Source organism: Candidatus Uhrbacteria bacterium (assembly GCA_016699205.1).
Lineage (GTDB): Bacteria > Patescibacteriota > Patescibacteriia > 2-12-FULL-60-25 > 2-12-FULL-60-25 > CAIXDN01.
Genome location: CP064964.1, coordinates 911,268 through 935,116 on the forward strand (window position 1 = coordinate 911,268; position 23,849 = coordinate 935,116).

General features: G+C 49.0%; 29 protein-coding genes and 1 tRNA gene. 21 read left to right on the plus strand and 9 right to left on the minus strand.

Annotated elements, in window-relative coordinates:
* Positions 1–11: 11 nt before the first annotated feature.
* The 3 genes from IPH19_04600 to IPH19_04610 are packed head-to-tail and all read left to right on the plus strand — an operon-like array spanning position 12 to position 2,009.
* Positions 12–1,139 carry a hypothetical protein gene (locus tag IPH19_04600; GenBank protein ID QQR60655.1) on the plus strand — a complete coding sequence of 376 codons (1,128 nt, stop codon included), beginning with the start codon at positions 12–14 and terminating at the stop codon, positions 1,137–1,139.
* 59 nt (positions 1,140–1,198) lie between these two features.
* Positions 1,199–1,477 (plus strand): hypothetical protein, encoded by a 279-nt coding sequence (locus IPH19_04605; protein ID QQR60656.1) that lies wholly within the window; start codon positions 1,199–1,201, stop codon positions 1,475–1,477.
* Entirely contained in the window at positions 1,458–2,009 is a 552-nt protein-coding gene (locus IPH19_04610) for a hypothetical protein (protein QQR60657.1), read from the plus strand. The genes IPH19_04605 and IPH19_04610 overlap by 20 nt, the downstream gene beginning before the upstream one ends.
* A 57-nt stretch (positions 2,010–2,066) precedes the next feature.
* On the opposite strand, the gene IPH19_04615 is transcribed toward IPH19_04610, so the two are convergent.
* A complete protein-coding gene (locus tag IPH19_04615; GenBank protein QQR60658.1) occupies positions 2,067–2,291 on the minus strand; it encodes a hypothetical protein in 225 nt (74 codons plus the stop codon).
* Between the two features lie 171 nt (positions 2,292–2,462).
* Here IPH19_04615 and IPH19_04620 point away from each other — a divergent pair, with 171 nt between their 5' ends.
* The 5 genes from IPH19_04620 to IPH19_04640 all read left to right on the plus strand — a co-directional run bounded on the left by IPH19_04620 (position 2,463) and on the right by IPH19_04640 (position 6,734).
* Entirely contained in the window at positions 2,463–3,134 is a 672-nt protein-coding gene (locus tag IPH19_04620; GenBank protein QQR60659.1) for a response regulator transcription factor, read from the plus strand.
* A gap of 658 nt (positions 3,135–3,792) precedes the next feature.
* Positions 3,793–4,359: a HAMP domain-containing histidine kinase gene (locus IPH19_04625; GenBank protein ID QQR60660.1), complete on the plus strand. Its 567-nt coding sequence runs from the start codon at positions 3,793–3,795 to the stop codon at positions 4,357–4,359.
* Between the two features lie 16 nt (positions 4,360–4,375).
* Positions 4,376–4,804: a GHKL domain-containing protein gene (locus IPH19_04630; GenBank protein QQR60661.1), complete on the plus strand. Its 429-nt coding sequence runs from the start codon at positions 4,376–4,378 to the stop codon at positions 4,802–4,804.
* Position 4,805: 1 nt separating this feature from the next.
* Positions 4,806–5,669: a hypothetical protein gene (locus IPH19_04635; protein QQR60662.1), complete on the plus strand. Its 864-nt coding sequence runs from the start codon at positions 4,806–4,808 to the stop codon at positions 5,667–5,669.
* Between the two features lie 12 nt (positions 5,670–5,681).
* Complete coding sequence (locus IPH19_04640) at positions 5,682–6,734, plus strand: hypothetical protein (GenBank protein QQR60663.1); 1,053 nt, start codon at positions 5,682–5,684, stop codon at positions 6,732–6,734.
* A gap of 3 nt (positions 6,735–6,737) precedes the next feature.
* Here IPH19_04640 and IPH19_04645 read toward each other — a convergent pair whose 3' ends face one another.
* The gene (locus IPH19_04645) at positions 6,738–7,892 is read right to left on the minus strand and encodes a hypothetical protein (protein ID QQR60664.1); all 1,155 of its coding nucleotides are present in this window, start codon (positions 7,890–7,892) and stop codon (positions 6,738–6,740) included.
* Between the two features lie 21 nt (positions 7,893–7,913).
* Positions 7,914–8,627, minus strand: a complete 714-nt coding sequence (locus IPH19_04650) for a YceI family protein (GenBank protein QQR60665.1) — start codon at positions 8,625–8,627, stop codon at positions 7,914–7,916.
* Positions 8,628–8,725: 98 nt separating this feature from the next.
* Here IPH19_04650 and IPH19_04655 point away from each other — a divergent pair, with 98 nt between their 5' ends.
* From IPH19_04655 to IPH19_04665, 3 genes are read left to right on the plus strand one after another with little or no spacing between them, the layout of a single operon-like run.
* Positions 8,726–9,295, plus strand: coding sequence for a sigma-70 family RNA polymerase sigma factor (locus tag IPH19_04655; protein ID QQR60666.1), 570 nt, complete (start codon positions 8,726–8,728; stop codon positions 9,293–9,295).
* Between the two features lies 1 nt (position 9,296).
* Entirely contained in the window at positions 9,297–10,169 is an 873-nt protein-coding gene (locus IPH19_04660) for a hypothetical protein (protein QQR60667.1), read from the plus strand.
* Positions 10,170–10,191: 22 nt separating this feature from the next.
* The gene (locus IPH19_04665) at positions 10,192–10,614 is read left to right on the plus strand and encodes a hypothetical protein (GenBank protein QQR60668.1); all 423 of its coding nucleotides are present in this window, start codon (positions 10,192–10,194) and stop codon (positions 10,612–10,614) included.
* Positions 10,615–10,659: 45 nt separating this feature from the next.
* Here IPH19_04665 and IPH19_04670 read toward each other — a convergent pair whose 3' ends face one another.
* Positions 10,660–11,166 carry a class I SAM-dependent methyltransferase gene (locus IPH19_04670; protein QQR60669.1) on the minus strand — a complete coding sequence of 169 codons (507 nt, stop codon included), beginning with the start codon at positions 11,164–11,166 and terminating at the stop codon, positions 10,660–10,662.
* Positions 11,167–11,196: 30 nt separating this feature from the next.
* Between IPH19_04670 and IPH19_04675 the strand changes: the two genes are divergently transcribed.
* A complete protein-coding gene (locus IPH19_04675; GenBank protein ID QQR60670.1) occupies positions 11,197–12,831 on the plus strand; it encodes an NAD(P)/FAD-dependent oxidoreductase in 1,635 nt (544 codons plus the stop codon).
* Here IPH19_04675 and IPH19_04680 read toward each other — a convergent pair.
* Positions 12,815–14,101, minus strand: a complete 1,287-nt coding sequence (locus IPH19_04680; protein QQR60671.1) for an FAD-dependent oxidoreductase — start codon at positions 14,099–14,101, stop codon at positions 12,815–12,817. The two genes, IPH19_04675 and IPH19_04680, sit on opposite strands and share 17 nt — an antisense overlap.
* Positions 14,102–14,170: 69 nt before the next feature.
* Between IPH19_04680 and IPH19_04685 the strand changes: the two genes are divergently transcribed.
* Positions 14,171–14,608, plus strand: coding sequence for a hypothetical protein (locus IPH19_04685; GenBank protein QQR60672.1), 438 nt, complete (start codon positions 14,171–14,173; stop codon positions 14,606–14,608).
* 52 nt (positions 14,609–14,660) lie between these two features.
* Here IPH19_04685 and IPH19_04690 read toward each other — a convergent pair whose 3' ends face one another.
* A complete protein-coding gene (locus tag IPH19_04690) occupies positions 14,661–15,269 on the minus strand; it encodes a bifunctional (p)ppGpp synthetase/guanosine-3',5'-bis(diphosphate) 3'-pyrophosphohydrolase (GenBank protein QQR60673.1) in 609 nt (202 codons plus the stop codon).
* A 118-nt stretch (positions 15,270–15,387) separates the two neighbouring features.
* Here IPH19_04690 and IPH19_04695 point away from each other — a divergent pair.
* Positions 15,388–15,461 (plus strand) — tRNA-Trp (locus tag IPH19_04695).
* Between the two features lie 67 nt (positions 15,462–15,528).
* Here IPH19_04695 and IPH19_04700 read toward each other — a convergent pair.
* Together IPH19_04700 and IPH19_04705 are read right to left on the minus strand one after the other, a co-directional pair.
* Positions 15,529–16,092 (minus strand): NAD(P)H-dependent oxidoreductase, encoded by a 564-nt coding sequence (locus IPH19_04700; protein QQR60674.1) that lies wholly within the window; start codon positions 16,090–16,092, stop codon positions 15,529–15,531.
* 35 nt (positions 16,093–16,127) lie between these two features.
* Positions 16,128–16,391 (minus strand): DUF2132 domain-containing protein, encoded by a 264-nt coding sequence (locus IPH19_04705; protein QQR60675.1) that lies wholly within the window; start codon positions 16,389–16,391, stop codon positions 16,128–16,130.
* 89 nt (positions 16,392–16,480) lie between these two features.
* On the opposite strand from IPH19_04705, the gene IPH19_04710 reads away from it, so the two are divergent.
* The 4 genes from IPH19_04710 to IPH19_04725 all read left to right on the plus strand — a co-directional run bounded on the left by IPH19_04710 (position 16,481) and on the right by IPH19_04725 (position 18,796).
* The gene (locus IPH19_04710) at positions 16,481–16,972 is read left to right on the plus strand and encodes a leucine-rich repeat domain-containing protein (GenBank protein QQR60676.1); all 492 of its coding nucleotides are present in this window, start codon (positions 16,481–16,483) and stop codon (positions 16,970–16,972) included.
* Positions 16,973–16,985: 13 nt separating this feature from the next.
* Complete coding sequence (gene msrA, locus IPH19_04715) at positions 16,986–17,486, plus strand: peptide-methionine (S)-S-oxide reductase MsrA (protein ID QQR60677.1); 501 nt, start codon at positions 16,986–16,988, stop codon at positions 17,484–17,486.
* 157 nt (positions 17,487–17,643) lie between these two features.
* Positions 17,644–18,207, plus strand: a complete 564-nt coding sequence (locus IPH19_04720; protein ID QQR60678.1) for a hypothetical protein — start codon at positions 17,644–17,646, stop codon at positions 18,205–18,207.
* A gap of 10 nt (positions 18,208–18,217) precedes the next feature.
* Positions 18,218–18,796, plus strand: coding sequence for a hypothetical protein (locus tag IPH19_04725; GenBank protein QQR60679.1), 579 nt, complete (start codon positions 18,218–18,220; stop codon positions 18,794–18,796).
* Positions 18,797–18,841: 45 nt separating this feature from the next.
* On the opposite strand, the gene IPH19_04730 is transcribed toward IPH19_04725, so the two are convergent.
* Complete coding sequence (locus IPH19_04730; GenBank protein QQR60680.1) at positions 18,842–19,195, minus strand: hypothetical protein; 354 nt, start codon at positions 19,193–19,195, stop codon at positions 18,842–18,844.
* Positions 19,196–19,262: 67 nt separating this feature from the next.
* On the opposite strand from IPH19_04730, the gene IPH19_04735 reads away from it, so the two are divergent.
* The 3 genes from IPH19_04735 to IPH19_04745 are packed head-to-tail and all read left to right on the plus strand — an operon-like array spanning position 19,263 to position 23,840.
* Complete coding sequence (locus IPH19_04735) at positions 19,263–19,889, plus strand: hypothetical protein (protein ID QQR60681.1); 627 nt, start codon at positions 19,263–19,265, stop codon at positions 19,887–19,889.
* A gap of 13 nt (positions 19,890–19,902) precedes the next feature.
* On the plus strand, positions 19,903–20,664 hold the full coding sequence (locus tag IPH19_04740; GenBank protein ID QQR60682.1) for a flavodoxin family protein: 762 nt from the start codon (positions 19,903–19,905) through the stop codon (positions 20,662–20,664).
* On the plus strand, positions 20,661–23,840 hold the full coding sequence (locus IPH19_04745; GenBank protein QQR60683.1) for a right-handed parallel beta-helix repeat-containing protein: 3,180 nt from the start codon (positions 20,661–20,663) through the stop codon (positions 23,838–23,840). The genes IPH19_04740 and IPH19_04745 overlap by 4 nt, the downstream gene beginning before the upstream one ends.
* Positions 23,841–23,849 lie beyond the last annotated feature (9 nt).

Consider the following 23,849-nt stretch of genomic DNA (forward strand, 5'->3'; position numbering starts at 1 on the left):
AGGTACTTTTCATGTCGGCAGTGGCGTTTTTCGATTCCCGTCTCCAGCGTCCGATTTCTCTGCGCGTTTCTGGTGAGGTGATTCGTCGTCAGGCGTATCCCTTTCCCGATCCCAAGCTCGTCGTCATCGCCGAGTCGGCGGGGGATGGGCGTACAGGCAAGGCGATTCTGCACTCGAAGGAGCTCAAGACGCGCACCAAGGGTGCGACCGAGCATCTCGAGATCTCCAACTCGTTCCGACTGCAGTCCATGCTCGAGCACATCGATCAGGGCGGCGTCTCGGAAGAGGAGCGGCTCAAGCGCCGTATCGACGAGCTCAGGACCGCGAGCGACTACCTCATGCGCTCCGGTAAGCTCAAGGATGGCGATGCCAAGGAGATCACGCATCTCCTGCGTGCCATCGAGAACGATTTGGCGGCGCCCAAGCGCAATCCGCACAAGCTTGCGGCGAGCCGCAATGTCGGTAGCGGGCTTGGGTATCGGTCCCCGAAGGCGGGGAATCCGGTCGGGCCTGTGATCGCCATCGCGAGCCGCGGAGCGATCAAGCGTCTCGAGTCCCGCATCGCCGAAATTCTCGGTGTTCGGAGCTTTGCGAATCTGCGCCTTGCGCTTGTCACGGCCTTCAATCGCGAGGCCGAACAACTCTTCAAGGCTCTCAAGGAAGAGAAGGACATGCGTAACGGGGAGTTCCCGAAGCTGGTCGAGGAGCTCCGCTACATGCGCCTTCAGCCTTTCGAGGCTCCGTCGCGGCGCATCGAGCAGCTGTATGAGGAGTTTCGCTACGGCGATGCCAGCGAGATCGATACGTTTGCGGCCATCCGCCGCGAGCTGCACGCCGTGCTCCTCGTGTGCGTGGTCGAGCGGCAGGTCATTCGACGGCTCTCGTACATGACGCATCGCTCGCTCGAGGAGAGCAAGATGAAGGAGCATCGCGAGGCCGCGATCCACTCGATCGTCAAGATCGCCAAGCATGTTGCGGCCTGCAGCTCGTTCAGCCAGGATGCGCGGAGCATCGCGGCGACCAAGCTCGAGCATGCGCGCAACATCCTCGCTCAGGAAGACCTGTTCGAGACCCCCAAGAAGCGCCTCAAGAGCGCCGACAAGATTCTCAAAGAGCTGACGGCGATTCTGCCCGTCTGACACCTGCGACCCTCGATGCTAACTGGCGTCGGGGGTCGCTTCTTGTTAAGGTCGTTTTTATGCCGGAATTACCAGAAGTCGAGACTGTAAGACGTCAATTACATGCCGGTTTGGCGGGCAAAATGATTGTATCGGTGACGCTTTTGAAGTCGGGGAGGGAGAAGCCGGTTGGGAAGCGATTTGTTGAGGTTGTTGTCGGGAAAACAATCGAGGGTGTTGAGCGGCGTGCGAAGCTGCTTGTTTATCGATTTACCGATGGAACGGCGATGACGGCGCATTTGAAAATGACGGGGAAGTTCGTTTTTGTTGATGACGAGTATGTATCGACCAAAACATGATCGAATGATTTTTGAATTAGGAGATACGCGATTGGTTTGGAATGATGTAAGGCGATTTGGTTTTGTGCATTTTGTTTCCGGAAAAGAGCTGGAGGAGATTTTATCGAAATATGGACCGGAGCCGCTGGAGTCGCATGTCACGCTACTCGCGACACGCTTCATCAAGCCAAAGACGAGAATGGTGAAGGCGGCGCTTTTGAATCAGGCGGTGATTGCAGGAGTTGGGAATATTTATGCGGATGAAGCGTGCCATCGAGCGGGGATTTTGCCGACGAGACGATTGGGAAAGATGAAAGAAGCGGATCGAATAAATTTAATAAAGCATTTGAAAGAGTTGCTGGATGAAGCGGTGAAGCAGCGGGGGACGAGTGCGAATGATTATGTGGATACGGAGGGGAAAAAGGGAGGGTTTTTATCGCTGTTGCGGGTGTATGGGAGGGAAGGAGAGAAGTGTTTGAATTGCGGAGGTGCGATCAAGAGAATAGTTGTGGCGCAGAGAGGGACGCATTATTGCGGAGGGTGTCAGAAATAAAAATGTAAAAACCCTCCGACTCAGTTGTCGGAGGGTTTTTAAGAGCAAGACCGAGCTTCAGCGCAGGAGGCTCATTGCTAGGAAGTAGAATCCGAGGAAGAAGCCGAGCATCAGTAGACCGGCGATCGTGAAAGCGATCCAGCCGAGCGCTGTCTTGGGCTCCGTATCTGCGGGTTTGGGTGGTTCGATGCCCTGGGCACGTAGCTCGGCTTCCTTGCGCTTGCGCTCTTCACGTTCGAGCTTGGCGTCGATCTCTGCATCGGCACGGGTGATTCTGGTCATCAGCTTCCTCCGAAGGAGCGGGTTTTTTGCTATCGAAATCTTGGCTTTTATCGAGGGTTTTTGTCAATAAATGTTGGTTTTTTGGCTAAGATCGATCTCCGTCTAAAAACCTTATAAAAACTTTGTTTTTGCTTATTTACTTTATCTGTAAAAACGCTACTCTTGGCCTGTATGCGATTACTTGTCGTAGAAGATGATCGCCAGGTTTCACAAGCGTTAAAGGATGTTCTTACGAAACAGTCTTTTAGCGTTGATACGACGGCGACGGGGGAGGATGCTTTGCGTTTAGCGAACGATGTTGCTTACGATGTCATTCTACTTGATTATGTCTTGCCTGGTATTGATGGAAAGCAAGTTTGCAAGATATTGCGCGAGCGCGGATTTCATACGCCGATCTTGATGTTGACTGTCCGATGCGAGACATCGGACAAAGTCTGCGCTTTGGATGAAGGTGCGGATGATTATTTGACCAAGCCGTTTTCAACGGATGAATTGGTTGCGCGCGTGCGTGCATTGCTGCGACGTTCGAAGGCGTTCCAGTCGGATACGTTTCAGTTGGATGATTTGGTTATCGACGGCAAACGTCAGCGTGTTGTTCGTGGTCAGCGCGAGATTTATTTGACTCGAAAAGAATTTGGTTTGTTGGAGTATCTCATGCGCAATCAGGGCGTTGTGCTTTCCCGTACGGATATCATGGAGCATGTTTGGGATAAGTCGGCTGACCCTGGATCGAATACGATCGAGACGCACATGATGACGCTTCGTAAGAAGGTCGATGAGGCGGGGAAGTCAAAACTTATCCACACGGTACAAGGGCGTGGTTACAAGATAGAAGTGCAGTAGAAGATAAAGTCTTTATATAGATTTTATACTTGTTAAGATTTGAATGTTGTACTGTAGAGTTGATTCGGGGTCGACGAATCAACATATTTTTTTATCCACGCACTATTATATTATGAACAAGCTCATCGAGAAGGTTCTCTCGGACGCATCTGTGCGTACGAATGGATCAGCTGGCTCTGTAGCCATCGCACTCGCTTCTGAAGAGTTCGCACCTTGGGGCCACTAGTATAAAAGAGACGATCCTTGCGGAAATCATGTTTTTTACATACGTTAGTTTCACCGCATGAAGATCGTCTCTTTTTTGTACCGATTTTTCATCTCGCCTGTCAGCGAAGATGAGGATGGTAAGCGCCAAGAGTATATTCTAAATATTCTCCTGGTAAGTGCTTCGGCGCTATTGTTTTGCTTGTTTTTGATCGTTTGTTTGCAGCAAGCCTTCATCAAAGGCTATCAAGGTATTTCACCTGTCATAGCGTTTTTAGCTACAGTATTTTTTTCTAGCTTGTTGCTTCTTTCGCGGAAGGGGTTTTCTCGTATAGCCTCGTATTCCATTGTTGGGATTTTATTTCTTTATATTTTTTATGCGAATTATTCCTGGGGGCCAGATTTGCCTATTACGTGGATCCTGTATTGCTTTCTTATCACTATTTCTGGAATTTTGATCTCATCGCGTTTTGCTTTTTTTGTCACCACTGCGATCGCTTCTGCTTTGATCTGGCTTACTTGGATGTTGAATGGCGGATACCTCGTACTTGCTCGAGATTGGAAGCAAACAAGTTTTTTATCTGGAGACGCCGTGGCAGCTTCTATCGCGTTTGCTTTGATCGCTATTTTTTCTTGGTTAGCAAATCGCGATCTTCGCGCTTCACTTCAGAGAGCACGTGTTTCGGAAGCGGCATTACAAGTAGAACGTGATCAGCTTGAAATTAAAGTAGAAGAACGCACCAAACAGTTAAAGGAAGCTCAGGAAATCCAGTTGGAGCAGATGACGCGTTTTGCCGAGTTTGGCCAGCTTGCGAGCGGCATCATGCATGATTTGGCTAATCCGCTTACATCAATGTCGATCAATTTGCAGATGGTGAAGGATCAGGTGCCAGAGGATGTGCGGGATACAAATACATATATGGACCAGGCGCTACAAGCGACGAAGCGCATGGAGGAACTGGTGCAGGTTGCGCGACAGCAGTTTCAAAAGAAGCCGGATACGATTCCGTTTTCTTGGTGATGAGATTGAGCAAGCGGTGCAATTGCTGCAATCCAAAGCTCGGCCAGCGCATGTTTCCTTTGATTTGATGGATATTGAACGGATCGAGTCTGTCGGAAGTCCGTTGAAGTTCCATCGGGTTGTCATGAATCTTTTGGCGAACGCCATTGAAGCCTATGCCGAATCCGATGTCGCTTATGAAGATCGTCTTATTCGGGTAACCTGCCACGAGAACCAGGGTGATGCGGTTATTGAGATTATTGATAAAGCCGGAGGAATTTCAAGCGAGCATTTGGAAAAGATTTTTAATCCGTTTTTTACAACCAAGAAAACCGGTAGTGGAATCGGATTGCCGACCGTGAAAGAGATTCTTCAGAAAGATTTTTCTGCGACGATCGATGCCACAAGTACCAAAGATCAGACGGTATTTGAAATTCGTCTGCCGATACGCAAGAATCTAACTTGATATGGATATCGGCATCCGTGAACGGCTATTGAGCACGGTTCGAAATTCACAGGATGTTGACGGCGGATTTACCAGCCTGAGCTCGCCGGACCCGGTTCATTTTTTGTCGTCGAGCCAGGCTTATCGGACGAGTTTTGTGGCGGCGCATGTTTTGATAGCGCTTGCATCGTCGCGGGTTGAGGGTGCGGAAGATATCAAGGAAAAGATTGCCAGCTTTCTCTTGCGGCAAATTTCTGAAACGGGTGCCGTGAATTATTGGGCGAGAGATTCAATCGAGGCAAAAACGAAACCGTATCCTGATGATCTTGATGATACGGCTTGCGTGATTGCCGGCTTAGCTTTGCATGATAAGAAGATTTTGGACGGCGAGTTACTTGGAAAAATTGTCGCTGCTTTACTCGCTTGCGAAGTCCAGCCGGGCGGGCCTTATCGAACATGGCTTATTTCTGCTGATGCGAATCCTGTTTGGCGAGATATTGATCCGACTGTGAACGCACATCTGGCTTTTGCTTTGGGGAGTATTGAGATTGATTTGCCTGGTTTGGATGATTATTTGAGTAGCGTTTTGAACGATCAACAACTCCAATCGCCTTATTATCCAAATGAACTTTCCGCACTGTCTGCTTTATCGAGACGGCCTCAGGGGCGTGAATCTGCGATTGTCGGACGTGTTCTCGCGTTACGGAATGGATTGACATGGGGAAATCCTGTGGCTGACGCGCTGGCTTTGGGGATATTGTTGCGTTTGGGGGATGTGAGCGGTTCATGGGGGTCTGAGATTGAACAATTGGCTCGAGCGGAACAGAGCCCTGCGCCCTACGCTTTTTGTATTGATCCATCGCAGAAAGGCGTGAAGCATTTTTGAGGAGCATCGGCTTTGACGGCGGCGCTTCTTCTCGAGGCGCTATCGCTGGTCAGCGTGGATACTGTTGTGCAGCCAAGTTATTCAAGGGCAGATGAAATACATGAGCGCATTGTTGAACAAGCGTATGTTTTTATACAGAGTCTTGCGCCTGAGTTTTCAAAAGCGGCTCGCGTAGCAATCGAGTTGGCTATAATAAAAGATACGAAACGCCAGATTACGCTTACGCCGTTTATGGCAGCTGGCTTACTCGGTGAGCGTGGAGAAAAGGTATCGGAGCGTGCGATTGAATCGCTTGGGCTTGCGAGTCTGTTTGGCTGGCTTTCGTATACGCTTTTGGATGATGTGATGGATGGAGATCGTGATGCGAGCGCATTGCCTTTAGCTTCGACCTTTTTGCGAAAGATGCAGAGCGTTTTTGATGAAGTGCTTCCGGAGAATACGCATTTTCATCGATGGGTGATGCGGATGATGAATCGCGTTGATGCTTCCAATGCTTGGGAATTATCTTATTGTCGTTTTCAAGTTAAAGACGGTCGGATTTTTTTGCCAGAAACCATTCCTTCATTTCGCGAGGACTGGATGCTGTTTGGGCGATCGATCGGACATGCGATTGGTCCGGTTGGTATTTTGTGCGAGCTTGGAGAGTCGCCGGAGAATGTTGTTGGCCAAGAGATGCTTGCTCGTTATTGTGAATTAATTCTCGTCAAACAGATGCATGATGATGCGCATGATTGGGAGTCGGATTTGATGCGCGGTCAGATGAATTCTGCAGGCGCTCGCGTGCTTGAGCGATGGTATCGATTGCATCCGGAGAAACGAGGGAGCCAAGTTCTTATCGATGAAGTCAGGGAAGAGTGGCGGACGATTTTTTGGATGGAGATTCTGCCAGTGTATTCCCAAGAAATTGTGCAGCGATGTGAGCGTTCTATTGAAAAGCTGCGAAGGTCAGAGCATCTTGTTACGCCGGAGAATCTGATTCATGGCTTTGAACGAGTCGCTAAAGGTGCGCAGGAAGCGCTTTCAGGGCGCGAAGAAATGCTGAAGTTTCTGAAGACTTTGAAGTAGCTGTTATGGAGTGTACTTTGCAGGTTCGTAGACGTTGCGTGCATTCCACAAGATCCAGCCGGAAGCTTTTGCATCGCGAGAAGCTTTAATCTGCGCTTCGATACGTGCGGCCGTGTAGACAGCACCGAGATCAAAGTCTTGGATCCAGGGACGGAATTTTGCACGGGACTCTGCCTCATCGATGAAGTGATCGGTTTTGAGGATTTCCGCACCTTTATCGAGAGAATATTTTACAACTTCATATGGATGCTCGGCTGGATTTTTGAAGCCTTGGAATCCTGTCCAATAATGCGAGGGGTATACCATCGGAGAAATGTAGTCGGCGTTGGGATAGACGTCTTCCAAACGTTGGCCGATGCCAAAGTCTTCCGCTGTTAAAAAGGTCATGCCAAAAAGGTCAAAGGAAACGGGGATATCTTCTTTTTTCAGTGTGCCGCCGAGCGTATCAAAAAAAGCACGCATAATCTCTCCTTTGGTTCTGGTTTTTTCTGCTTCGGTTTTAGCGATTGCAGAGAGGACGCCGTCGGAAGCGTAGCGGATATAATCGAATTGAATTTCATCGAAACCCATTTTGTAAGCTTCACGTGCGAGGTTGAGTGCTGATTCAGCGACTCCCGGGTGTGCAGGATCGAGCCAGGCGGCTCCGGTTTTATCGAGCCAGAGTTTTCCGCTGGTTGATTTGATGGCCTGTTCCGGGTGGGCGCGGGCGTAGACAGAGTCGCGCATGACAGGAAGACGAGCGATGCGATAGATGCCGTCTTGGCCGAGTTTATCGATGATTGCCTGCGGTGGCATTACGACTTCTCCATTATCCATTTTGACATCGATCACGACGGTATTTAATCCTGTTTTGAGCATGTAGGTACGGAGTTCCTCGGCACGTTTATTGCGAGCGGTTTCCGCGGTCCAGTAGATGCCTCGGACCTCCTTTGGTACGGGTACATGGGCAATGACTGGTTCTGGTGCCTCGACTTCACGCAGGGTGTTTGTTGTTACGTCGGCTGGTTCTTGCGCTGGTTGCGGGGTGCTTACTTGGGCCAATTGTGCGGATTGTAGCGCTTTAAATTGCTGAAGGATTTCAAATCCTCCTAAACCGGCAGCTACAAGAATCAAGGATACCGGTATGCCGATATAAAACACCCCACGCTTTGGAAGCATGGGGTGAGTATAGCCCTTCTATTATTTCTTGGCGACAAAATCGATTTGAAGGGGGACTTCATCGGCGACATCGGCCAAGAAGGGGAAATCCGGGATAACGAGGCTGTAGTCACTACGCTTGACGGTTGTTTTTACGGTTGCGGATAGTTCCGTGTCGGAAGTGAATTTGCCGACACCCTCCCATATTGCGGGTTTTGTCGTTCCGGAGATGGTGAGATCACCGGTGATGCGGAATGCGAATTCCGCATTCAGGTCAATGGATTGCTTATCCGTTGTGATCGTTATCGGTTTGAAGATAATGAACTCGTTTGCGTCGTCTTCCGTTTTGAGGATCATGCGGCGCGTGGCGTTGTCACGTTTTTCGTCGTCGGTTTTAAACGTGCGCGCGTTTACGCGGATTTCACCGATCGAGGCTTTGGAAAGGTCTGTGCGATCGACCTCAAAGGTTCCCATGACTTCACTTGTTGCACCGATCACGGTTACCGGTTTACCGCGGAGCATCTCAAAAATAGAATAGGTGGCTTTGGAGGATTCAGGGATAATGCGATAGGTGCCAGTTGGGACGACGGCAGTAGGAGTAGCGGGCTCGACTGAAGGGGTCGGTGCAGGACGTTCGTCCGTGACTGTTGGCAGGGTACTAGGGGCCTTTGTTGGGGCTGTGAGAGCGTTGTAGGTGATGAAACCGCCGATGATAAGAACAAGGACGGAAATGATGGCAATAAGCGATTTTTTCATAGGTTTGCCCGTATTACGCCGTCTGCGCCGATATCTTTCAACCCCGCTGGACAAGATGAATGGATTTCGTGTTTGATGCGTACTAAACATAGGCCTGCATGACGAACCATAACGTCACACGTGCCGACGAGGATATCGTCGGCGATGCCTTAGTGCATAAAGAGGTTTTTGCGCTTTTGGTCCTTCGCTATCAAGAACGGTTGGCGCGCTATTTGCGTCGCCTTGGCGTGATGCGGCGCGAGGATATGGAGGATGTGCTGCAAAACGTGTTTTTGAAAACGTATCGGAACTTGAACGAGTTTGATCGTCAGTTAAAATTTTCTTCGTGGATTTATCGCATTACGCATAATGAGGCAATGAGTTTTTTTCGTTCGACATCCTCGCGTCCCGAGGGTCATCCTGTTGACGATGCGGAGCTTGTCCTCGAGCAGTTGAGCGGGTCGGCAGATACATCGATGGAGACGGAGCTCGGTTTGAATGCGTCGCAATTGACGGAGGCGCTAAAAAAGCTGGAATCAAAGTATCGCGATGTCATCGTTCTAAGATATTTTGAAGAGCGCGAGTACGCCGAGATCTCGGATATTTTGCGGATTCCGACCGGAACGGTTGCTACACTCTTGAATCGAGCCAAGAAACGTCTGCGCGATACGCTATCCCATCTTGTCTAATATGAACGAAATCGAACTCAAACCCAACGGTTCTTCAGAAGACCTTGCCCACAAGGTTCTTGATCGGATTGAGGAAGAGCATGTGGTTCCACGACCCAAGTGGCAATTTACGGTAAAAGACCGTTTGTTCTGGGCGTTCTGGATTGTGTCTATCGTGCTCGGTTCATTACTCGCTGCCGTGCTGGTTTATTCGATTGTGAATGCCGGCTGGGAATATCGCTCGCTGACGCATAAGAATTTGTTTGGATTTGTTTGGCAGGTATTGCCGCTCTTTTGGATTATCGCTTTGCTCGGTGCGCTTTTGCTTGCGTATGATAATGTTCGCCACACGTCGAGAGGTTACCGATTTCCTTTAACGGCGATTGTCAGTTTGAGTCTGCTCGTAACCGTTATCGGAGGATTTATTTTTTACGTCGCGGGTGCCGGCCGTGTTGTCGATGAGGAGGTTGGGGGACGAATCCCGGCGTATCGACCCGTGATGAAGCGTCAGCAGCAGATGTGGTCTAAGCCGGAACAGGGGCTGTTGGCTGGAGAGGTGCTCGCATTTGATCGAGATCAGGCTTTGATGCGCTTGAAAGGATTCGATGGAAATCTGTATCTCATGGATACTCAGGATCTTGCGGACGACAGCCGAGATGTTTTGGTCGAGCGGGAATCGGTGCGCGTGATCGGGGTGTTCGCTAAGCCGTCAGATGGGCCTGATAAGCCTTATTTCCGCCCTTGCTACGTATTTCCTTGGGACCCTCAAAGCAAAAATTTGTTGAAAGTAAAATGCGACCCCGAAAGAACATTTGATGAGCCGCGTAGTACTGAATGTAAGGGTTTGATTCCTTACGAGATTCTCAAGACGCTCCGCCGCGGTGCGTGCCGCTAATCCCTTGTCTTGCTTTTTACCTATGAAGTATCGTGCGTTATTTTATTCAACCGCCGTCGCTCTTCCGCTCGCCGCTCTCGCGTTAACCGGCGCACATGCTGCGACCATGGATACTACCGCTGGAATTTCCGATGCCCCTAAATGGGGGATGTTCCAGAAGGCGAATCTCACCGATGCGCAGAAGGCCGCTGTAGAACAGGCAAAAGCTCTGCATGAGCAAGCGCGCGCTCTGCATGAACAGGCCGACGCGATACTCGAGAAAGCCGGTTTACCGGTTCATCGACCGGGGAAGATGAAACGTATCCAGTTAACGGATGAGCAGAAGTTGATACTCGAGCAGGCGAAGACTCTGCGTGAGCAGGGAAAGAATGATGAAGCGAGGGTTCTTCTTGAAACGTCGGGAATCCCAAAACCGTCTAGGGGTTTCATGCATCAAGTAAAGTAAGCCTCGGCCCAGTCAAAAACGCACCATGCATGGAATGGTGCGTTTTTATTTTGAGTAGATGTAGAGACCGTTACGTTTTTCTTTCAGCGTCCAATTTGGGAATTGGAAGCCGAGGGAAATGACTTGCGATCCTGGTTTTAATTCGCGCTGCAATTTTTCTTCCAATCTTCCCATGATGTAGATGACGCCAAAGACGATGATGACGTCGAAATCGGAAAGATCGGCTTTCCAGAGGTCTTTCCAATGTGTTTTCGCGAGATGATCGAGATGTAGTTGTTTACTTTTTCTACGTGACCACCAGACGAGTACGGGATTGATTTCAAAACCGTGCGCCTCGATTCCTTGTTTGGCGAGCGCGATGAGAATGCGGCCGTCTCCGGAGCCGATGTCGGCAATTTTAAGATTTGGACGCTTATCGATGAGCTCGAGAATCTTTTCCACGCCTTCATGTTTTGTAGGGATAAAGGGCGCGCCCCTGTAGAGCAACCAGACGGCGCCCACATCGACCAAGATGAGGAGGGCGGCGATCCAGACCAATGGTTCTTGCAACATCGCGTATCAGGTTATACTCTCCGTCGGAATATGGCCAAGAAATCGAGTACAAGTGCATTGACCAAGGAACAGCATGCCGCGCAAGACGCGCGCTATGCGGAAGGGCATTCCTACGATTATGTGATTATCGGGACGGGGAGTTCCGCGCTTACCGTCGGTGCTTTGCTTGCGAATGCCGGGCACAAGGTCTGCCTGATTGAGGCGCATGATATCCCCGGAGGTTATGCGCAGACGTTCCACACGGGCGATTATCATTTTTGTGCGCAGGTGCATTACATTTGGGGATGTGCGCCGGGTGGAAAGATTTACGAGTTTTTGAAGCGTGTCGGTTTGGAGAAGGATATTACGTTTGAACTTCTCGATAAAAATGGGTATGACCACATGGTGATGCCGGATGGAAAACGTGTTCCTATTCCGTATGGTTGGGACAAGCTGATTGAGAACGTGGTTGCGGCGTATCCGGACCAGAAATCTACGATGGAAAAATTTGTCGCTGTTCTACGGAAGGTGCGCGAGGAATTCCGGACGTTTCCCGAGACGATCAAGCCGATTGACTATCTCAAGGCGTACAAATATCCGACGATTATCAAGTATCGAAACGCAACGGTGCAAGATTTATTTGATGAATGTGGTTTGAGCAAGGAAGCGCAAGCTGTTTTGTGCGCCAATGCGGGCGACTACATGCTTCCGCCGGAGAAGCTCTCGTTGTTTATGTATATCGCTTTGTTTGGCGGGTACAATACGGGCGCCTATTATCCGACAAAGCACTTTAAGTATTATATTCAGCGCTTGGCCGACTTTATTACGAGTCACGAGGGCTGCCATATTTATTACGAAACGCCTGTCGATAAGATTAACGTTGAGAACGGCATTGTAACGAGTGTTGGAACGGCAAATGGCAAAACGTTTACGGCAAAGAACTTTATTTGTAACGGCGATCCGCAGACGATGGCAAAGAAAATCGGTTTGGAGAAGTTTTCTGCCGACGACAAAAAGAAACTATCGTATCAGTACTCGCAAGCCGGTGTTGTTGTGTATCTTGGATTGAAGGGAATCGATCTGCGTGATTACGGTTTTGGCTCCTTCAATATCTGGCATCTTGAGGATTGGGATATGAATGAAATGTGGCGCCAGATGGGCGCAACCAATTTTGAAAAGCCATGGCTTTTCATGTCGACGCCAACGCTGCATACGGATGCGGGCGGTACGACGCCGGGACCTGATTGCCAGATTCTCGAGCTCGCATCGTACACAGAATACCAGCCATTCAAGGATGCGCAGGACAAGAGTTACGCGGAATATATGAAGTTGAAGTTGAAGACGGCGGAAAAGATGATCGATCTAGTCGAGAAAAAATATGTGCCGGATATCCGGAAGCATATAGTCGTGAAAACGATTGGGACATCGGTGACGAATGAGGATTTCTGTTTGGCTCCAAAGGGGAATGCGTATGGTTCGGATATGACTCCGGAGCAAGTCAGCAAGAATCGTCTCAAAGCAAAAACACCGTTTCCAAATTTTTGGTGGTGTAACGCGTCGAGCGGATGGGCGGGGATGTACGGAACTGTGTCGACAGGAATGGGGCTTTATATGGATTTAACCGGAGATCGGTTCTACGAGGGTCCAAAAGCACCGAGCGATGACGAGTTTATCCGAGCGCTTTAATCACTTGCTCCGCGACGCGTTCTCCATTACGGAGCGCGCCTTCCGTCCACGGGCCGTTCAGATAGTCGCCGGAGAAGAAGACGTTGTTTGCGCCTTGACCGTCATGCATGAAGTTGCTGACGCGCTGCAGATGGCCGTGGGAGAATTTGGGCATCGCTTCTACCCAGCGTTCCAAATCATGGTTTTGTAGTTGATCGATCGAATCGAACCATGGGCATACCTTGATCAGTTCGGGTTTTACGGCTGAGAAAATTTCTTCGTCTGTGTTTCCGATCAGTGTTTTTGCAAAATCTTCATGCAGCCATGCGCAGATCAATGTTTTTTCGCCAATGACCAGCTCTTCACCTTTCATCGCCTCGTTAACATATCCGGAAATTTTTGAGCTTTCCACAAACGGGACCCAGACGACGGCGGTGTCGGGGAGAAGGTTGCGATCGACGCGGAAGGCGATGCTGATCGACGAGGCGTATTGGGTATTCGTCAGTACATCGGATTGTTGTTCCGTCGGGTTTATATAGATCTTGCTGCTAACCGTGGCTTGAGAGGCGAGGACAACCGCGTCGAATGTTTGTGTCGTGCCTTTTGAGTCGACCAGGTTCACGTTCTCGCCGCCGACAATTTCTTTGACGGGGGAGTTGAGATGTATGTTGAGGCGTTCAGCAAATGCATTTGGCAACGCCTGCATGCCTCCTTTGGTGCGGTGAAGATGCCATCGACCCGGTTCTGTCTCAATGGATTTCATGATGCCTTTCAATGCGGCGACGCTGATTTCTTCCGCGCGGTGGAATTGATACGTTGAGGTAAATGCGTCGACGTAATAATCTGCGACGTCTTTTCCGGCCCAGCGGCGCATGTAGTCGTAAGCGTTGTCGGTGTCTTGTCCAGCGAGTTCGTCGAGATCCAAGAAATTGCCAATATTTTTTGCAAGGAAAAATTGCCACGTGAAACGCAGCTTGGAGAGCATGCCAACGGCGTCCGCAAACGGAACGAGTTCTCCCTTTTGGAAAATGGCGTATTTGAGAAAGCGCATCTTTTCCCATTCGATGCCAAATTCCTTACAGTAATATTTAATTCGATCGTAGAGGTCGCACAAATGGTCGGCGCCGAGGTCAAAGACGAATCCGTCTTTGGTGCGCGAGCTCATGCGCCCGCCGACGTAGGCGTTTTTTTCATAGACCGTCACCTCATAACCGTTTTGTTTTAACGTATAGGCGCAGGCGAGTCCGGCGATTCCGGCGCCGATGACGGCAATGCGTTTTTTCTCAGACATAGATGAGGCGCAGAGTATGATCCGACGGGTTGCTTGTCAATTGATAGGAGTTTGATACAACTAGGATATATGAAGATGATCAAACTGACGGCTTTATTTGGAATCTTGGCTTTGCTTGGCGGCGGTTGCGTGATGCCTGGTACGCCGGTTGTTACTGCACCTACCGTCGATGGAAAGCCGGTGACGACGAAGTCTGCCATGTGCGCGCAGACGCCACAGGTATTCTTTTTCAATCGATTGGCTTTTCGTGCCGCTGAGATCGATCAGATCAAGACAAACATTGTAGCGCCTTTGGTCGAGTACTATCGCACGACTCCACCGGATGGCGAGTATCAAGTTGTCTCGATTACGATCGAGCGTACGGCTACCGGTATTTTGGTTGAAGCGATTGTCGATCAGCCGGATTCTGATGAACCGATTTCGCATGGATTCGTGCACAATCGCGCAAAGGACGGCAGTTATCCGATGTGGTATCCCGATGAGGTTCCGCCAGAGTATCGCGGGTAATAAAAAAAACAGCGACCGCCCCAAGAATAGAAATTCTGGGGCGGTTTTGTAGTTAGGAATGGGGCTCGTGGGTGCGGAGCGCTTCCTCGGCTTGGTCGCATAGGGTTTCCAGTCTTCGTGCGTACACGGGGCAGGTGTTGCGGGCGATCGGGATGATGTATTCCCGTGTCTCGATGATGTAATTGCGCTTGCGCGGGATCTCGAATCCGTTCATGTCCGAGAGGTTGTCCTCGCGATCCGCGCACTTGCTTACGCGGACTTTGAAGTCGGCGGCAGCGAGTTTGGCAAAGTATTCCTCCGTCGACTTGGCGACGCGGTCGACAAGCTCGCCGGTGACAGGGTCAAACTTGGGGATCTTCTTGGAGATCGTCATCATGTCATCGCAGGTGCTTGCTCCAAAGAGGTTGAGGACGACTTTGTCGGGAGTCGTTGTATCCTCAAAGATGTCGTGGAGCAGGATCAGGATGATCGTTTGCGTATCGTGATAGCCGTTCTTGATGAGGCTGATCGCCGCTCGCCGCGGATGCTCAAAGACGCGCTGGCCGTCGTCGCGGAACTGGTCGCGGTGCGCGGTTTTGCACAGCCAGTAGGCGAACTGGATAAGCTCGAGCTCCTGCGCTGTACGCGGAGGCAGCATGTGAAAGAACTGGTCGCGGTTCATGCAGCCCAACCTTTCTTGCATCTAAGTTGTAACAATGTTTGCCGCACATCGTCAATCGACCATAACCTCTTGCATTTTATGATGGTTTCGACTATATTTATGCAGCAATTATTTGAATAGGGGCGTCGTATAATGGTAGTACAACGGTCTCCAAAACCGTTAGCGTGGGTTCGATTCCCCCCGCCCCTGCCAACAAAAATCACCGCTGAAAGGCGGTGGTTTTTTGTGACGCGCCTGGATGGCTTTTCTCTCGGTCATCTTATACAGACAAGCGAATTTTTTTTATCCATTTCTCTTTTTGTGTTTCGTTTAAAAAACGAACCCTTGAAATTTTTGTCACTTTCACTGTTTCTAGTCCGCAAAATTCCAGGACAGCGTGCTTCATCATATTGATGTCGCTATTTTTGTATTTCCACCAAATCCATGATTGCGGAGCATCGGATGTTCGAATGATCTCTGCTTTTTTGCCGCTCAAGAGCTTGTCCCAAAACGGGTCGTTTTCATGGTATTTAAATGCAAAACCAGGATGCAGGGCGCGATCCAAGAATCCCTTTAGTATCGCTGGAATCGATCCCCACCACATTGGGTAAATAATAACCCATTTTTCACACCACAAAATATACTCTTGAGCCTTTTTTAGGTCGGGTTCCAGTTCCTGAATCGTTTTGTAACCCTTCCAGAGAACGGGATCAAACTTCATATCGCCTATACGCTGGATGCGTACTTCATCGCCCTTTGCGATGGCGGCATCATGGTACGCCTCAGCGATCTGACCATTGAATGTATCTTTATCAGGATGTGCAAGTAAAATATATATTTTCATAACGATAAAAATATTATTTCTTTGATTAGAATTCTTTATTGCCCCAAGTTGATAGGCGAATCTTCTATTTCCCGAGATTTTGGATTGTGCATCGTACGTATATAGAGTTCCTCGACCTTCTCGCGTGCCCAAGGGGTCTTCCTTAGAAATACAAGGCTCGATTTGATGCTTGGATCTTTTTTAAAGCAGTTTATATTGATTTTTTGTGCGAGCCCTTCCCAACCGTGCTTTTCCAATAACTTTTCAAGAATCGCTTGAAGTGTTTTTCCGTACAGCGGGTCTTTTGGATGTTCGATCATGAGAAGGAGTATACGTGAATGAACCATTGCAAGCGAGCTATTATAGTACAAAACCTGCCGAATGGCGGGTTTTGTGTTAGGGTCAATGGATGAAAATATATCTCGCAGCATTGCTTGTCGTTGCGACTCTCGGTGCAGGCTGTTCTACAGCGCCGGCTGTTCCTACAAGGCCTTTGCAAGCTCCGCCTGTGGCACAGGAGCCATCGGGCACGACGACGCTTGATCTGAGCGGAAAGGGTCTGACGTCGATCCCTGCGGACGTCTTTACGAGAACGGATCTTGAGCGGCTTGATGTTTCCGAAAATCGTTTGACGGGTGCTCCGCAGTCGCAGATTGGACAGCTTGAAAATTTGAAGTTTCTTGATTTGAGCAACAATTCGTTAACAGGTTTACCCGCCGAGCTCGGACGGTTAAGCAAGCTGGAGACGCTCGACGCATCAAATAACAAATTGACCGGTCTTCCGATGGAGCTTGGTAATCTCAAGCAGCTGCGTGTTCTTGATGTTTCCGGCAACAACTACTCAAAACAGGATCTTGATCAGATCGCGGCGAAATTACCGAATACGGAAATTCGCAGGTAGAATAGGTGTGTCTATGAATGAATCAACAAAGGTCGCTGTGTTGGCCGGCGGATGCTTCTGGGGGATGGAGGATTTGTTTCGGAAGCAAAAAGGTGTGATTGATACCGAGACGGGGTATACGGGAGGTTCAAATGAGCATCCGACGTATCAGAGTCATCCGGGTCATGCCGAGGCTTTAAAGATTACGTACGATCCCAAGCTTACGAGCTACCCTGAATTGTTGGATTTCTTTTTCCGTATCCATGATCCGACGACGATGAATCGACAGGGGAATGATGTTGGAAGCGCGTATCGATCGGCGATTTTCTATGGGTCGGAAGAGGAGAAGAAAGATGCGGAGCGTTTGATCGATCTTGTGAACAAGTCTAAAAATTGGCCTGATCCGGTCGTGACGACGCTAGAGCCGCTTGGGAAATTTACACCGGCGGAACCGGAGCATCAGGATTATCTTCAGCAGAATCCCGGAGGCTATACGTGTCATTTTGTGAGAAGCGTACAAAGCTATCTTTCTTGAGGAGATACACAGTTAAATATAAAAGACCTTCTGAAGAAGGTCTTTTATATTTAAAAACTTTATTAGTAATTTATTTATTGTGCACATTCGTTAGAGGATGGTCCGTGGTAGAGTATTGAAAGTAGAAAGTATTTAATTAATATTCTTTTCATAAGCTATGAAAGAACAAACACTTGTTGCTTCTTCTGCGCTGATTCTTATTTTTTCCGTTGTTGTTTTTGCCGGTATTCAGCATGTCAATGCCGTTACTGAAACAAGAACAAGCCGAGCCGTTGAGATGAAGCGTATTCGTATGAATGCTGCAGATCTTTCCGGCGCATCCAATGTTTCAGATCCGGATGGATCGTGTAGCGGCTTTGCCAAGCGCGTTGTGCTCGACACGATCCCGGCTGCCGGCCAAGTCACTTCTATCGTCACAAAGGTGCGTAATGTGTTTTCTGGTGCTGGTATTTCCCAGATTGGCGTTGTTGCCGTACGTGCCGAGCAGGGCGGTGTTCAGCTTTCCAGTGGGAACATAGCTGTTCCGCATACGGATTTGAAGGACACGTCTTACGTTGAGAACCGCATGCCTACGGTAGGCGAGTATGCTTTTTACGATGAGGATGCCTCTTGGCAAGTTGTGGCGTACATCTGTGGACGCGATGTGCTTGCTGATCCGATGAATATTTCAACGGTTACGACAGGTACTGCGGATTTCTATATCATGGAAACGAGAAATTAGTCTGACCCTTATGACCTTTTCCAAAGTGAATCGTCATAGTCTCGTCGCTTCTTTTCTTCTTTTGCTTTCAGCATCGGTCATTATTCTTTCCGGCATACGTTCGGCTTCTGCCGTGACCGTATCGACGAATAATCGTACGACCGAGATGAAAAGACTGCGCATGAGTTATCTCGATGTGATTAACGCTTCGAATATTAAAGATCCGAATGGTACATGCGGCGGACTTGCGAAACGCGTTGTGCTCGACACGATCCCGGACGGCGGTCAGGTCAACTCTATCGTTACAAAAGTTCGTACGGCATTTAATGGACCGCTTGTTTCCCAGATTGGCGTTATTGCCGTTCGTGCCGAGCAGGGCGGTGTTCAGGTCTCTAACGGCGATATCGCGACACCTCACACCAATTTGCAGGATACGATTTATATCGAGAACCGTATCCCTACGGTAGGCGAGTATGCTTTTTACGATGAGGATGCTTCTTGGCAAGTTGTGGCGTACATCTGTGGAAGCAACACTCTCGCAGAGCCACTCGACATTTCTAGCCTGACGCAAGGTTCCGTGGATTTTTACGCGATTGAAACGAATAACTAGTTGCGTTTATATAGCAAAAGACCGGTATTGAAACCGGTCTTTTGCTTATCCAGTCTTTTTGAATGTGATCCGGAATACCGGTTCGTATTTCACGTCATTATCATCGGTGAGATCGAGTGGTTGGCCTTTCATCAGCATCGTGAGTGAAAGATCGGTCAAGAGGATCTCGTCGGTCTTTACGTCGAGGGTGAGACGCTCTAATTGTTCCATTTCTTTACCAAAGTCGGCCCGGACCTCGCTCTCGATTTGAATTTTTTTTGCCTTGAGTTTTTTGAGTTCGTCGAGCACATCCTGATATGGCTTGGATTGGGCGAGAACGTCTTTGAAAATCGTATTCACTTTCTTTTTCTCGTCTTTTTTGGCTCTGATTCGGGAGTGGATTTCTTTCAGGTCAGGCATAGGTCGGGTTAGGTCTCGGGAGTATAGCATCTCGCACCAGATCGTGCGGGCTGATAGTCTTGTGTGTATGTTCGGCTTGACCACAGAAGAATTAAGGTTGCTTCGCCGGTTAAATTCTCCGCGCAAGGTTCAGGATTTTTTAAATACTCTTGAACAGAATCATGAGCCTGAAGGCGATACATGTCTTTCGCCGCGCCGAGTGATACGGGAAAAGCGTGCGCACTGCATTGAGGGAGCGATGCTGGCTGCGTTGGCTTTTCGTCTTCAGGGTCAGAAGCCGCTTATTCTTGATCTTGAAAGTGCTTTTCATGATGTTGACCATGTCGTCGCGCTTTTTAAGCAGCATGGATACTGGGGAGCGGTATCCAAAACAAATCATGCGGTACTGCGATATCGCGAGCCTGTTTATCGTACGATACGGGAGCTGGTTCTATCGTACTTCCATGAATATTTTGATAAGAATGGCTTCAAAACATTGAGGCGCTATTCACAACCTGTCGACCTTTCGCGTTTTGATAAGCAAGGGTGGATGACGAGCGAGGGGGACGTCTGGTTTGTTGCGCAATATCTTGTGGATGTAAGCCATGAAGCTTTATTAACCCGGTCGCAGATCGCGACGTTAAGGCGGGCCGATTCGATCGAGATCAAGATCGGGGAGATCGTTGAGTGGAAAAATGGGAGGCGCGTTTCGTGATAACATTGGGTTGATGTCTGAAAATCCTTTTTCACGTATTGAGCAGGATCGCGAGCGTATGCTTCGCAGCGTGGAGTATTTACGCAGCAAGTCCAAGATTTTATTTTTGACGACTTCCAATCGTTGGCTTGGGGAGAAGCAGGACTTACCAAAAAGTACGATGCTCGCCAATAAGATGGCGGAGATGCTGGGTGATAAAGTGACGGTTATTGATGTTACGACGCTCAAAGTCTACCCGTGTGAAGGCAATGTTTCTACGGGGCGTGGAAATACTTGTGGGGAAAAAGGCGCGCTCCTCGATGATAAGGAAAAGAATCCTTCTGGCTGTCATCGATGTTATGCGAGCATGAATAATCCGGACGATGAACTGTGGGAAATCAGCAAACCGCTTTTAGAATCAGATGCCGTGGTATTTTTTGGATCCGTGCGATGGGGCCAGATGAATGCGTTTTATCAGAAACTCATCGAGCGATTAACCTGGCTCGAGAATCGTCACTCGACATTAGGTGAGAGTAATGTGCTGGCGAATATTGATGCTGGGCTGATTGCTGTCGGTCATAACTTGCGCGGGAAAGAGGTCGTGGATGCGCAAAAGAGGTTCACGGATTTTTTGGATTCAGAACACCGGGTGAACTTTATTGGAATTGGTCTTTTACGACGCCCGAGGATGAGACGAATGTTTCGTATCAGGATGCGACTAAGGCATTTCGTGAGACGTTTATTGAGAGTTGATCTCTTATTTTTTCTTGATATTTGTGATATAGTCAGGCCATGAACCTTGTGTTTCAATTCTTTTTACGTTTGCGAAAGAATAGCGTATTTTTTCTTGTCGTATTCGCTTCTTTTTTAGGGATCGGCGTTTCAATGCCGGTTTTGGCGGCTACGTATACCGTCTGTCCTTCTGGTTGTGATTTTGACACGATTACGAATGCGGTCGCTGTTGCTACTTCACCGGATATCATCAATGTAGAAGCTGATTACGCTTCCACGACTGAGACATTCTCATTCAATTTGCCTAACGGGGTCACGCTCGACTGTCAAAATAGCGGGGCGGTGATCGGGGTGGATGATGAATCGGCTCCGGTCTTTATCAATTCCCAGTCGGATAATATTTTTCGTAATTGTACGTTTTCTAACGTCGTTCTTCAGAATACGAATCAATCGAATGTACAGATTATCGATAATGTTTGGAGAGGTAATTCCCGCATCGATGCAAATACAGCAACCAACATTACGATTTCTGGTAATACGGCTACCGGCGAGAAAGGTCTGCGTCAAATTGCCGCGATCGATGCATCCAATGTGACGATCTCTTCAAATACGATCATGTCGTACGCCGGCCAAGGATTTGCTGGGCTTCGTATCGATTCTTCGACCAGTGTTCAGGTGACGAGTAATATCATTCAAGATAATACGACCACGACGAACGTCAATTATGACCTGATCGGTATTATTAACGGTAGTTATGATGTGTATTTTGCATCTAATACTGTTTCCGAGCCGTATCTTACGAGTTTTGGTATGGGGATGAGCATGCTTCAGATGTCGGCAAGAAATTTGACGATCGCGGACAACACGTTTCAAATGAACGGTTCAGGTGGCGGAATCGGTATCAATTTGAATGCAAATGACCGGCCGGTTTCCGCTGTTGTGCGGCATAATACGTTTGTACTCTGGCCGCTCTGTAGTGTTTGCAATGTGATTCAGCCTGGTGCATTTACTTCTTACACGATTCACGTTACTTCTACGTACAATTTAATCGTGAGTTTTGCTTCCAGTTCAGCAAACAACACCGGGCATTACGTTTCTGGAGCCGGACCTTCATCCAATTTGTTTGCGTTTACGGAGTATGATGGTTTTGTCAATTTGAATGCAGCTAACGATCCTGCGAATTTTCCGGCTGGAACGGGCTCGGTTTATCGAGTGTACAATCCGCTCAAGACGGATGATGCGACGACGACCAACGATTACGAACAGGCTCCTTGGAGTGCGTTTCTTGACGTGAATGGTGCGTTGGATATTGGTGCGCGTCCGGGTGTTCGCGAGAATGTTTTTCAGGTCGATGCCGCCGGTACCATCGACTACGCGACCGTCGATGCGACAAATACGACGGCGATTATTTCTCATTTGCGCAGTAACGATACCGTGAATTTGGCTGCCGGGACGTATTCACCGATCGTACTTGTATCGACCACAACGAATGTTGCGCTTTCTTCCGGTGTTTCGATTTTGGGCGCAGGGGTCAATACAATTATCCACGCATCAGCTTCAGGGAATGCGCTGCTTATCGACGGGATAACTGACTCTGTTTTTCGCGACTTCCGTCTTACGGGAGCTTCCTCTACGGCAACATCGACTTATAGAATTACGCGCTCCCAATTCACTCAGGGTGGAACCGATTATGACGATGGCTCTGGTATCGGATTTCCAGATGCCGTTATTATTGCCGGCGGAGTACCTTCCGGCGGTGCTTGTAATGCATCGCTTTACGATGCGGATAATTTTAATGTCACGACACTTGTTGGTGGAGCTACGGATGATTGGAATCTTTTTCTTATCGATTATCTTGGCAATAAACTTACATTGCTAGCTCCTGACCGATTTGTTCCTGATGCTGTCACGGCTTTAGGGTGTGGAAGTCCGGGAGCTGTCACTGTTGAACACGAGGTGAGTAGTATCTATACCGTTTCTTCAGGGTCGTATACGTACAATGCTGCGGCTGCGTCTTTAGCGGGCGTGTCGCCTAAATTCGGCGAAACGAATCCGCCTCGTTTAGATAGGACGGTTGTTGGTGCTACCGAGGCAGGGGTTGCGATTAACGATTCGAGTGGTAACACGTTTACAAACGTGACTTCAACAGGGAATTCTGTTGGCGTATTTTTAAGCGGAACGTCCACGAACAATGTGCTTACCGATGTTGTTATGGATGCCAACAGTCAATTTGATATTCGCAGCAGCGCTTCAGGTGATAATACATTTATCGATTCCACGTTTGGCATCGGATCTGTCTCGATTACGGGTAATGGATTGGTGCTCGGAAAGTTTTCCGCTCGTGTTCGCACTCAGGACTCGTCATTAGCGGGTATTTCTGGAATGACGGTGAATGGTACTTCCGCCAATAGTGCCAGCTCGACTTCTCTTGTCAGCGGTGGAGCGGGATACTCGTCTTTCAGTAATGCTCTGCCTGCGTTCTCGCTTAGTTCCTCCTCCGCAATCGCCACAACGGGAGGTTTTAATCCGTACACATGGACTTCCGTTGCAAACGCTTCCTACAATTCCGCAACGCTTTCCGCATCGTTATTGCAGCCGAGACAAACGATTACGCTTACGCTTACAGCGGCAAGTGCTGGTGGCGGTAGTCGTGGCGGTGGGAGTATCTTGATACCTCAAGGGAGTCTCACTCCGGTTGATGGCGGTTTAGCCGAGAGGCTTGCGGTATTTGCGGAAGCCGGTTTGGCGCCCGGAGATCTCGTGAAGTTGCCGAGTGACGGCGATCTGCTCACGCAGCATGATAGTACTGTTTATGAGCTTGGTACTGATGGGCGTCGTCACGCGTTTCCAAATCCATCGGTCTTTTTTTCACGGTATTGCACGTTTGCCAATGTCCGTATCGTCGATGGGGTTCTGGCGCGGATTCCGCTCGGTACGAACATGGCCTATGCTCCCGGTTTGAGGCTTATCAAGTTTGTCTCTGCACCAACGGTTTACCTTGTGCAATCTCCGAATGCTTTACGTGCAGTTCCGGATGAAGCAACCGCCGTACAGTTAGCCGGTTCCGATTGGGCCAAGCTTGTCTCCGATGTTTCGGATGCATTTTATAATGATTATGTCGTCGCGAACCCGATCATGTCTGCAGCAGAGACTTTGGATCGCACGCCACCGCTTTCTTGCGGGAAAAAAGCATCTTTCTTTAGCGCCATTTTGAATAAGGCCTTCAATCCCTACCGTTAAGCGCTTGTC

What these genes read in the sequence shown, in the direction of transcription:
- IPH19_04645 (QQR60664.1), bottom strand. Translation starts at nt 7,892, where the DNA reads ATGCTTCCAAAGCGTGGGGTGTTTTATATCGGCATACCGGTATCCTTG.
- IPH19_04635 (QQR60662.1), top strand. Translation starts at nt 4,806, where the DNA reads ATGGATATCGGCATCCGTGAACGGCTATTGAGCACGGTTCGAAATTCA.
- IPH19_04700 (QQR60674.1), bottom strand. Translation starts at nt 16,092, where the DNA reads ATGAAAATATATATTTTACTTGCACATCCTGATAAAGATACATTCAAT.
- IPH19_04610 (QQR60657.1), top strand. Translation starts at nt 1,458, where the DNA reads ATGTATCGACCAAAACATGATCGAATGATTTTTGAATTAGGAGATACG.
- IPH19_04605 (QQR60656.1), top strand. Translation starts at nt 1,199, where the DNA reads ATGCCGGAATTACCAGAAGTCGAGACTGTAAGACGTCAATTACATGCC.
- IPH19_04680 (QQR60671.1), bottom strand. Translation starts at nt 14,101, where the DNA reads ATGTCTGAGAAAAAACGCATTGCCGTCATCGGCGCCGGAATCGCCGGA.
- IPH19_04655 (QQR60666.1), top strand. Translation starts at nt 8,726, where the DNA reads ATGACGAACCATAACGTCACACGTGCCGACGAGGATATCGTCGGCGAT.
- IPH19_04705 (QQR60675.1), bottom strand. Translation starts at nt 16,391, where the DNA reads ATGATCGAACATCCAAAAGACCCGCTGTACGGAAAAACACTTCAAGCG.
- IPH19_04740 (QQR60682.1), top strand. Translation starts at nt 19,903, where the DNA reads ATGTCTGAAAATCCTTTTTCACGTATTGAGCAGGATCGCGAGCGTATG.
- IPH19_04650 (QQR60665.1), bottom strand. Translation starts at nt 8,627, where the DNA reads ATGAAAAAATCGCTTATTGCCATCATTTCCGTCCTTGTTCTTATCATC.
- IPH19_04725 (QQR60679.1), top strand. Translation starts at nt 18,218, where the DNA reads ATGACCTTTTCCAAAGTGAATCGTCATAGTCTCGTCGCTTCTTTTCTT.
- IPH19_04665 (QQR60668.1), top strand. Translation starts at nt 10,192, where the DNA reads ATGAAGTATCGTGCGTTATTTTATTCAACCGCCGTCGCTCTTCCGCTC.
- IPH19_04685 (QQR60672.1), top strand. Translation starts at nt 14,171, where the DNA reads ATGAAGATGATCAAACTGACGGCTTTATTTGGAATCTTGGCTTTGCTT.
- IPH19_04730 (QQR60680.1), bottom strand. Translation starts at nt 19,195, where the DNA reads ATGCCTGACCTGAAAGAAATCCACTCCCGAATCAGAGCCAAAAAAGAC.
- IPH19_04620 (QQR60659.1), top strand. Translation starts at nt 2,463, where the DNA reads ATGCGATTACTTGTCGTAGAAGATGATCGCCAGGTTTCACAAGCGTTA.
- msrA (QQR60677.1), top strand. Translation starts at nt 16,986, where the DNA reads ATGAATGAATCAACAAAGGTCGCTGTGTTGGCCGGCGGATGCTTCTGG.
- IPH19_04675 (QQR60670.1), top strand. Translation starts at nt 11,197, where the DNA reads ATGGCCAAGAAATCGAGTACAAGTGCATTGACCAAGGAACAGCATGCC.
- IPH19_04735 (QQR60681.1), top strand. Translation starts at nt 19,263, where the DNA reads ATGTTCGGCTTGACCACAGAAGAATTAAGGTTGCTTCGCCGGTTAAAT.
- IPH19_04670 (QQR60669.1), bottom strand. Translation starts at nt 11,166, where the DNA reads ATGTTGCAAGAACCATTGGTCTGGATCGCCGCCCTCCTCATCTTGGTC.
- IPH19_04710 (QQR60676.1), top strand. Translation starts at nt 16,481, where the DNA reads ATGAAAATATATCTCGCAGCATTGCTTGTCGTTGCGACTCTCGGTGCA.
- IPH19_04745 (QQR60683.1), top strand. Translation starts at nt 20,661, where the DNA reads ATGAACCTTGTGTTTCAATTCTTTTTACGTTTGCGAAAGAATAGCGTA.
- IPH19_04660 (QQR60667.1), top strand. Translation starts at nt 9,297, where the DNA reads ATGAACGAAATCGAACTCAAACCCAACGGTTCTTCAGAAGACCTTGCC.
- IPH19_04690 (QQR60673.1), bottom strand. Translation starts at nt 15,269, where the DNA reads ATGAACCGCGACCAGTTCTTTCACATGCTGCCTCCGCGTACAGCGCAG.
- IPH19_04600 (QQR60655.1), top strand. Translation starts at nt 12, where the DNA reads ATGTCGGCAGTGGCGTTTTTCGATTCCCGTCTCCAGCGTCCGATTTCT.
- IPH19_04720 (QQR60678.1), top strand. Translation starts at nt 17,644, where the DNA reads ATGAAAGAACAAACACTTGTTGCTTCTTCTGCGCTGATTCTTATTTTT.
- IPH19_04615 (QQR60658.1), bottom strand. Translation starts at nt 2,291, where the DNA reads ATGACCAGAATCACCCGTGCCGATGCAGAGATCGACGCCAAGCTCGAA.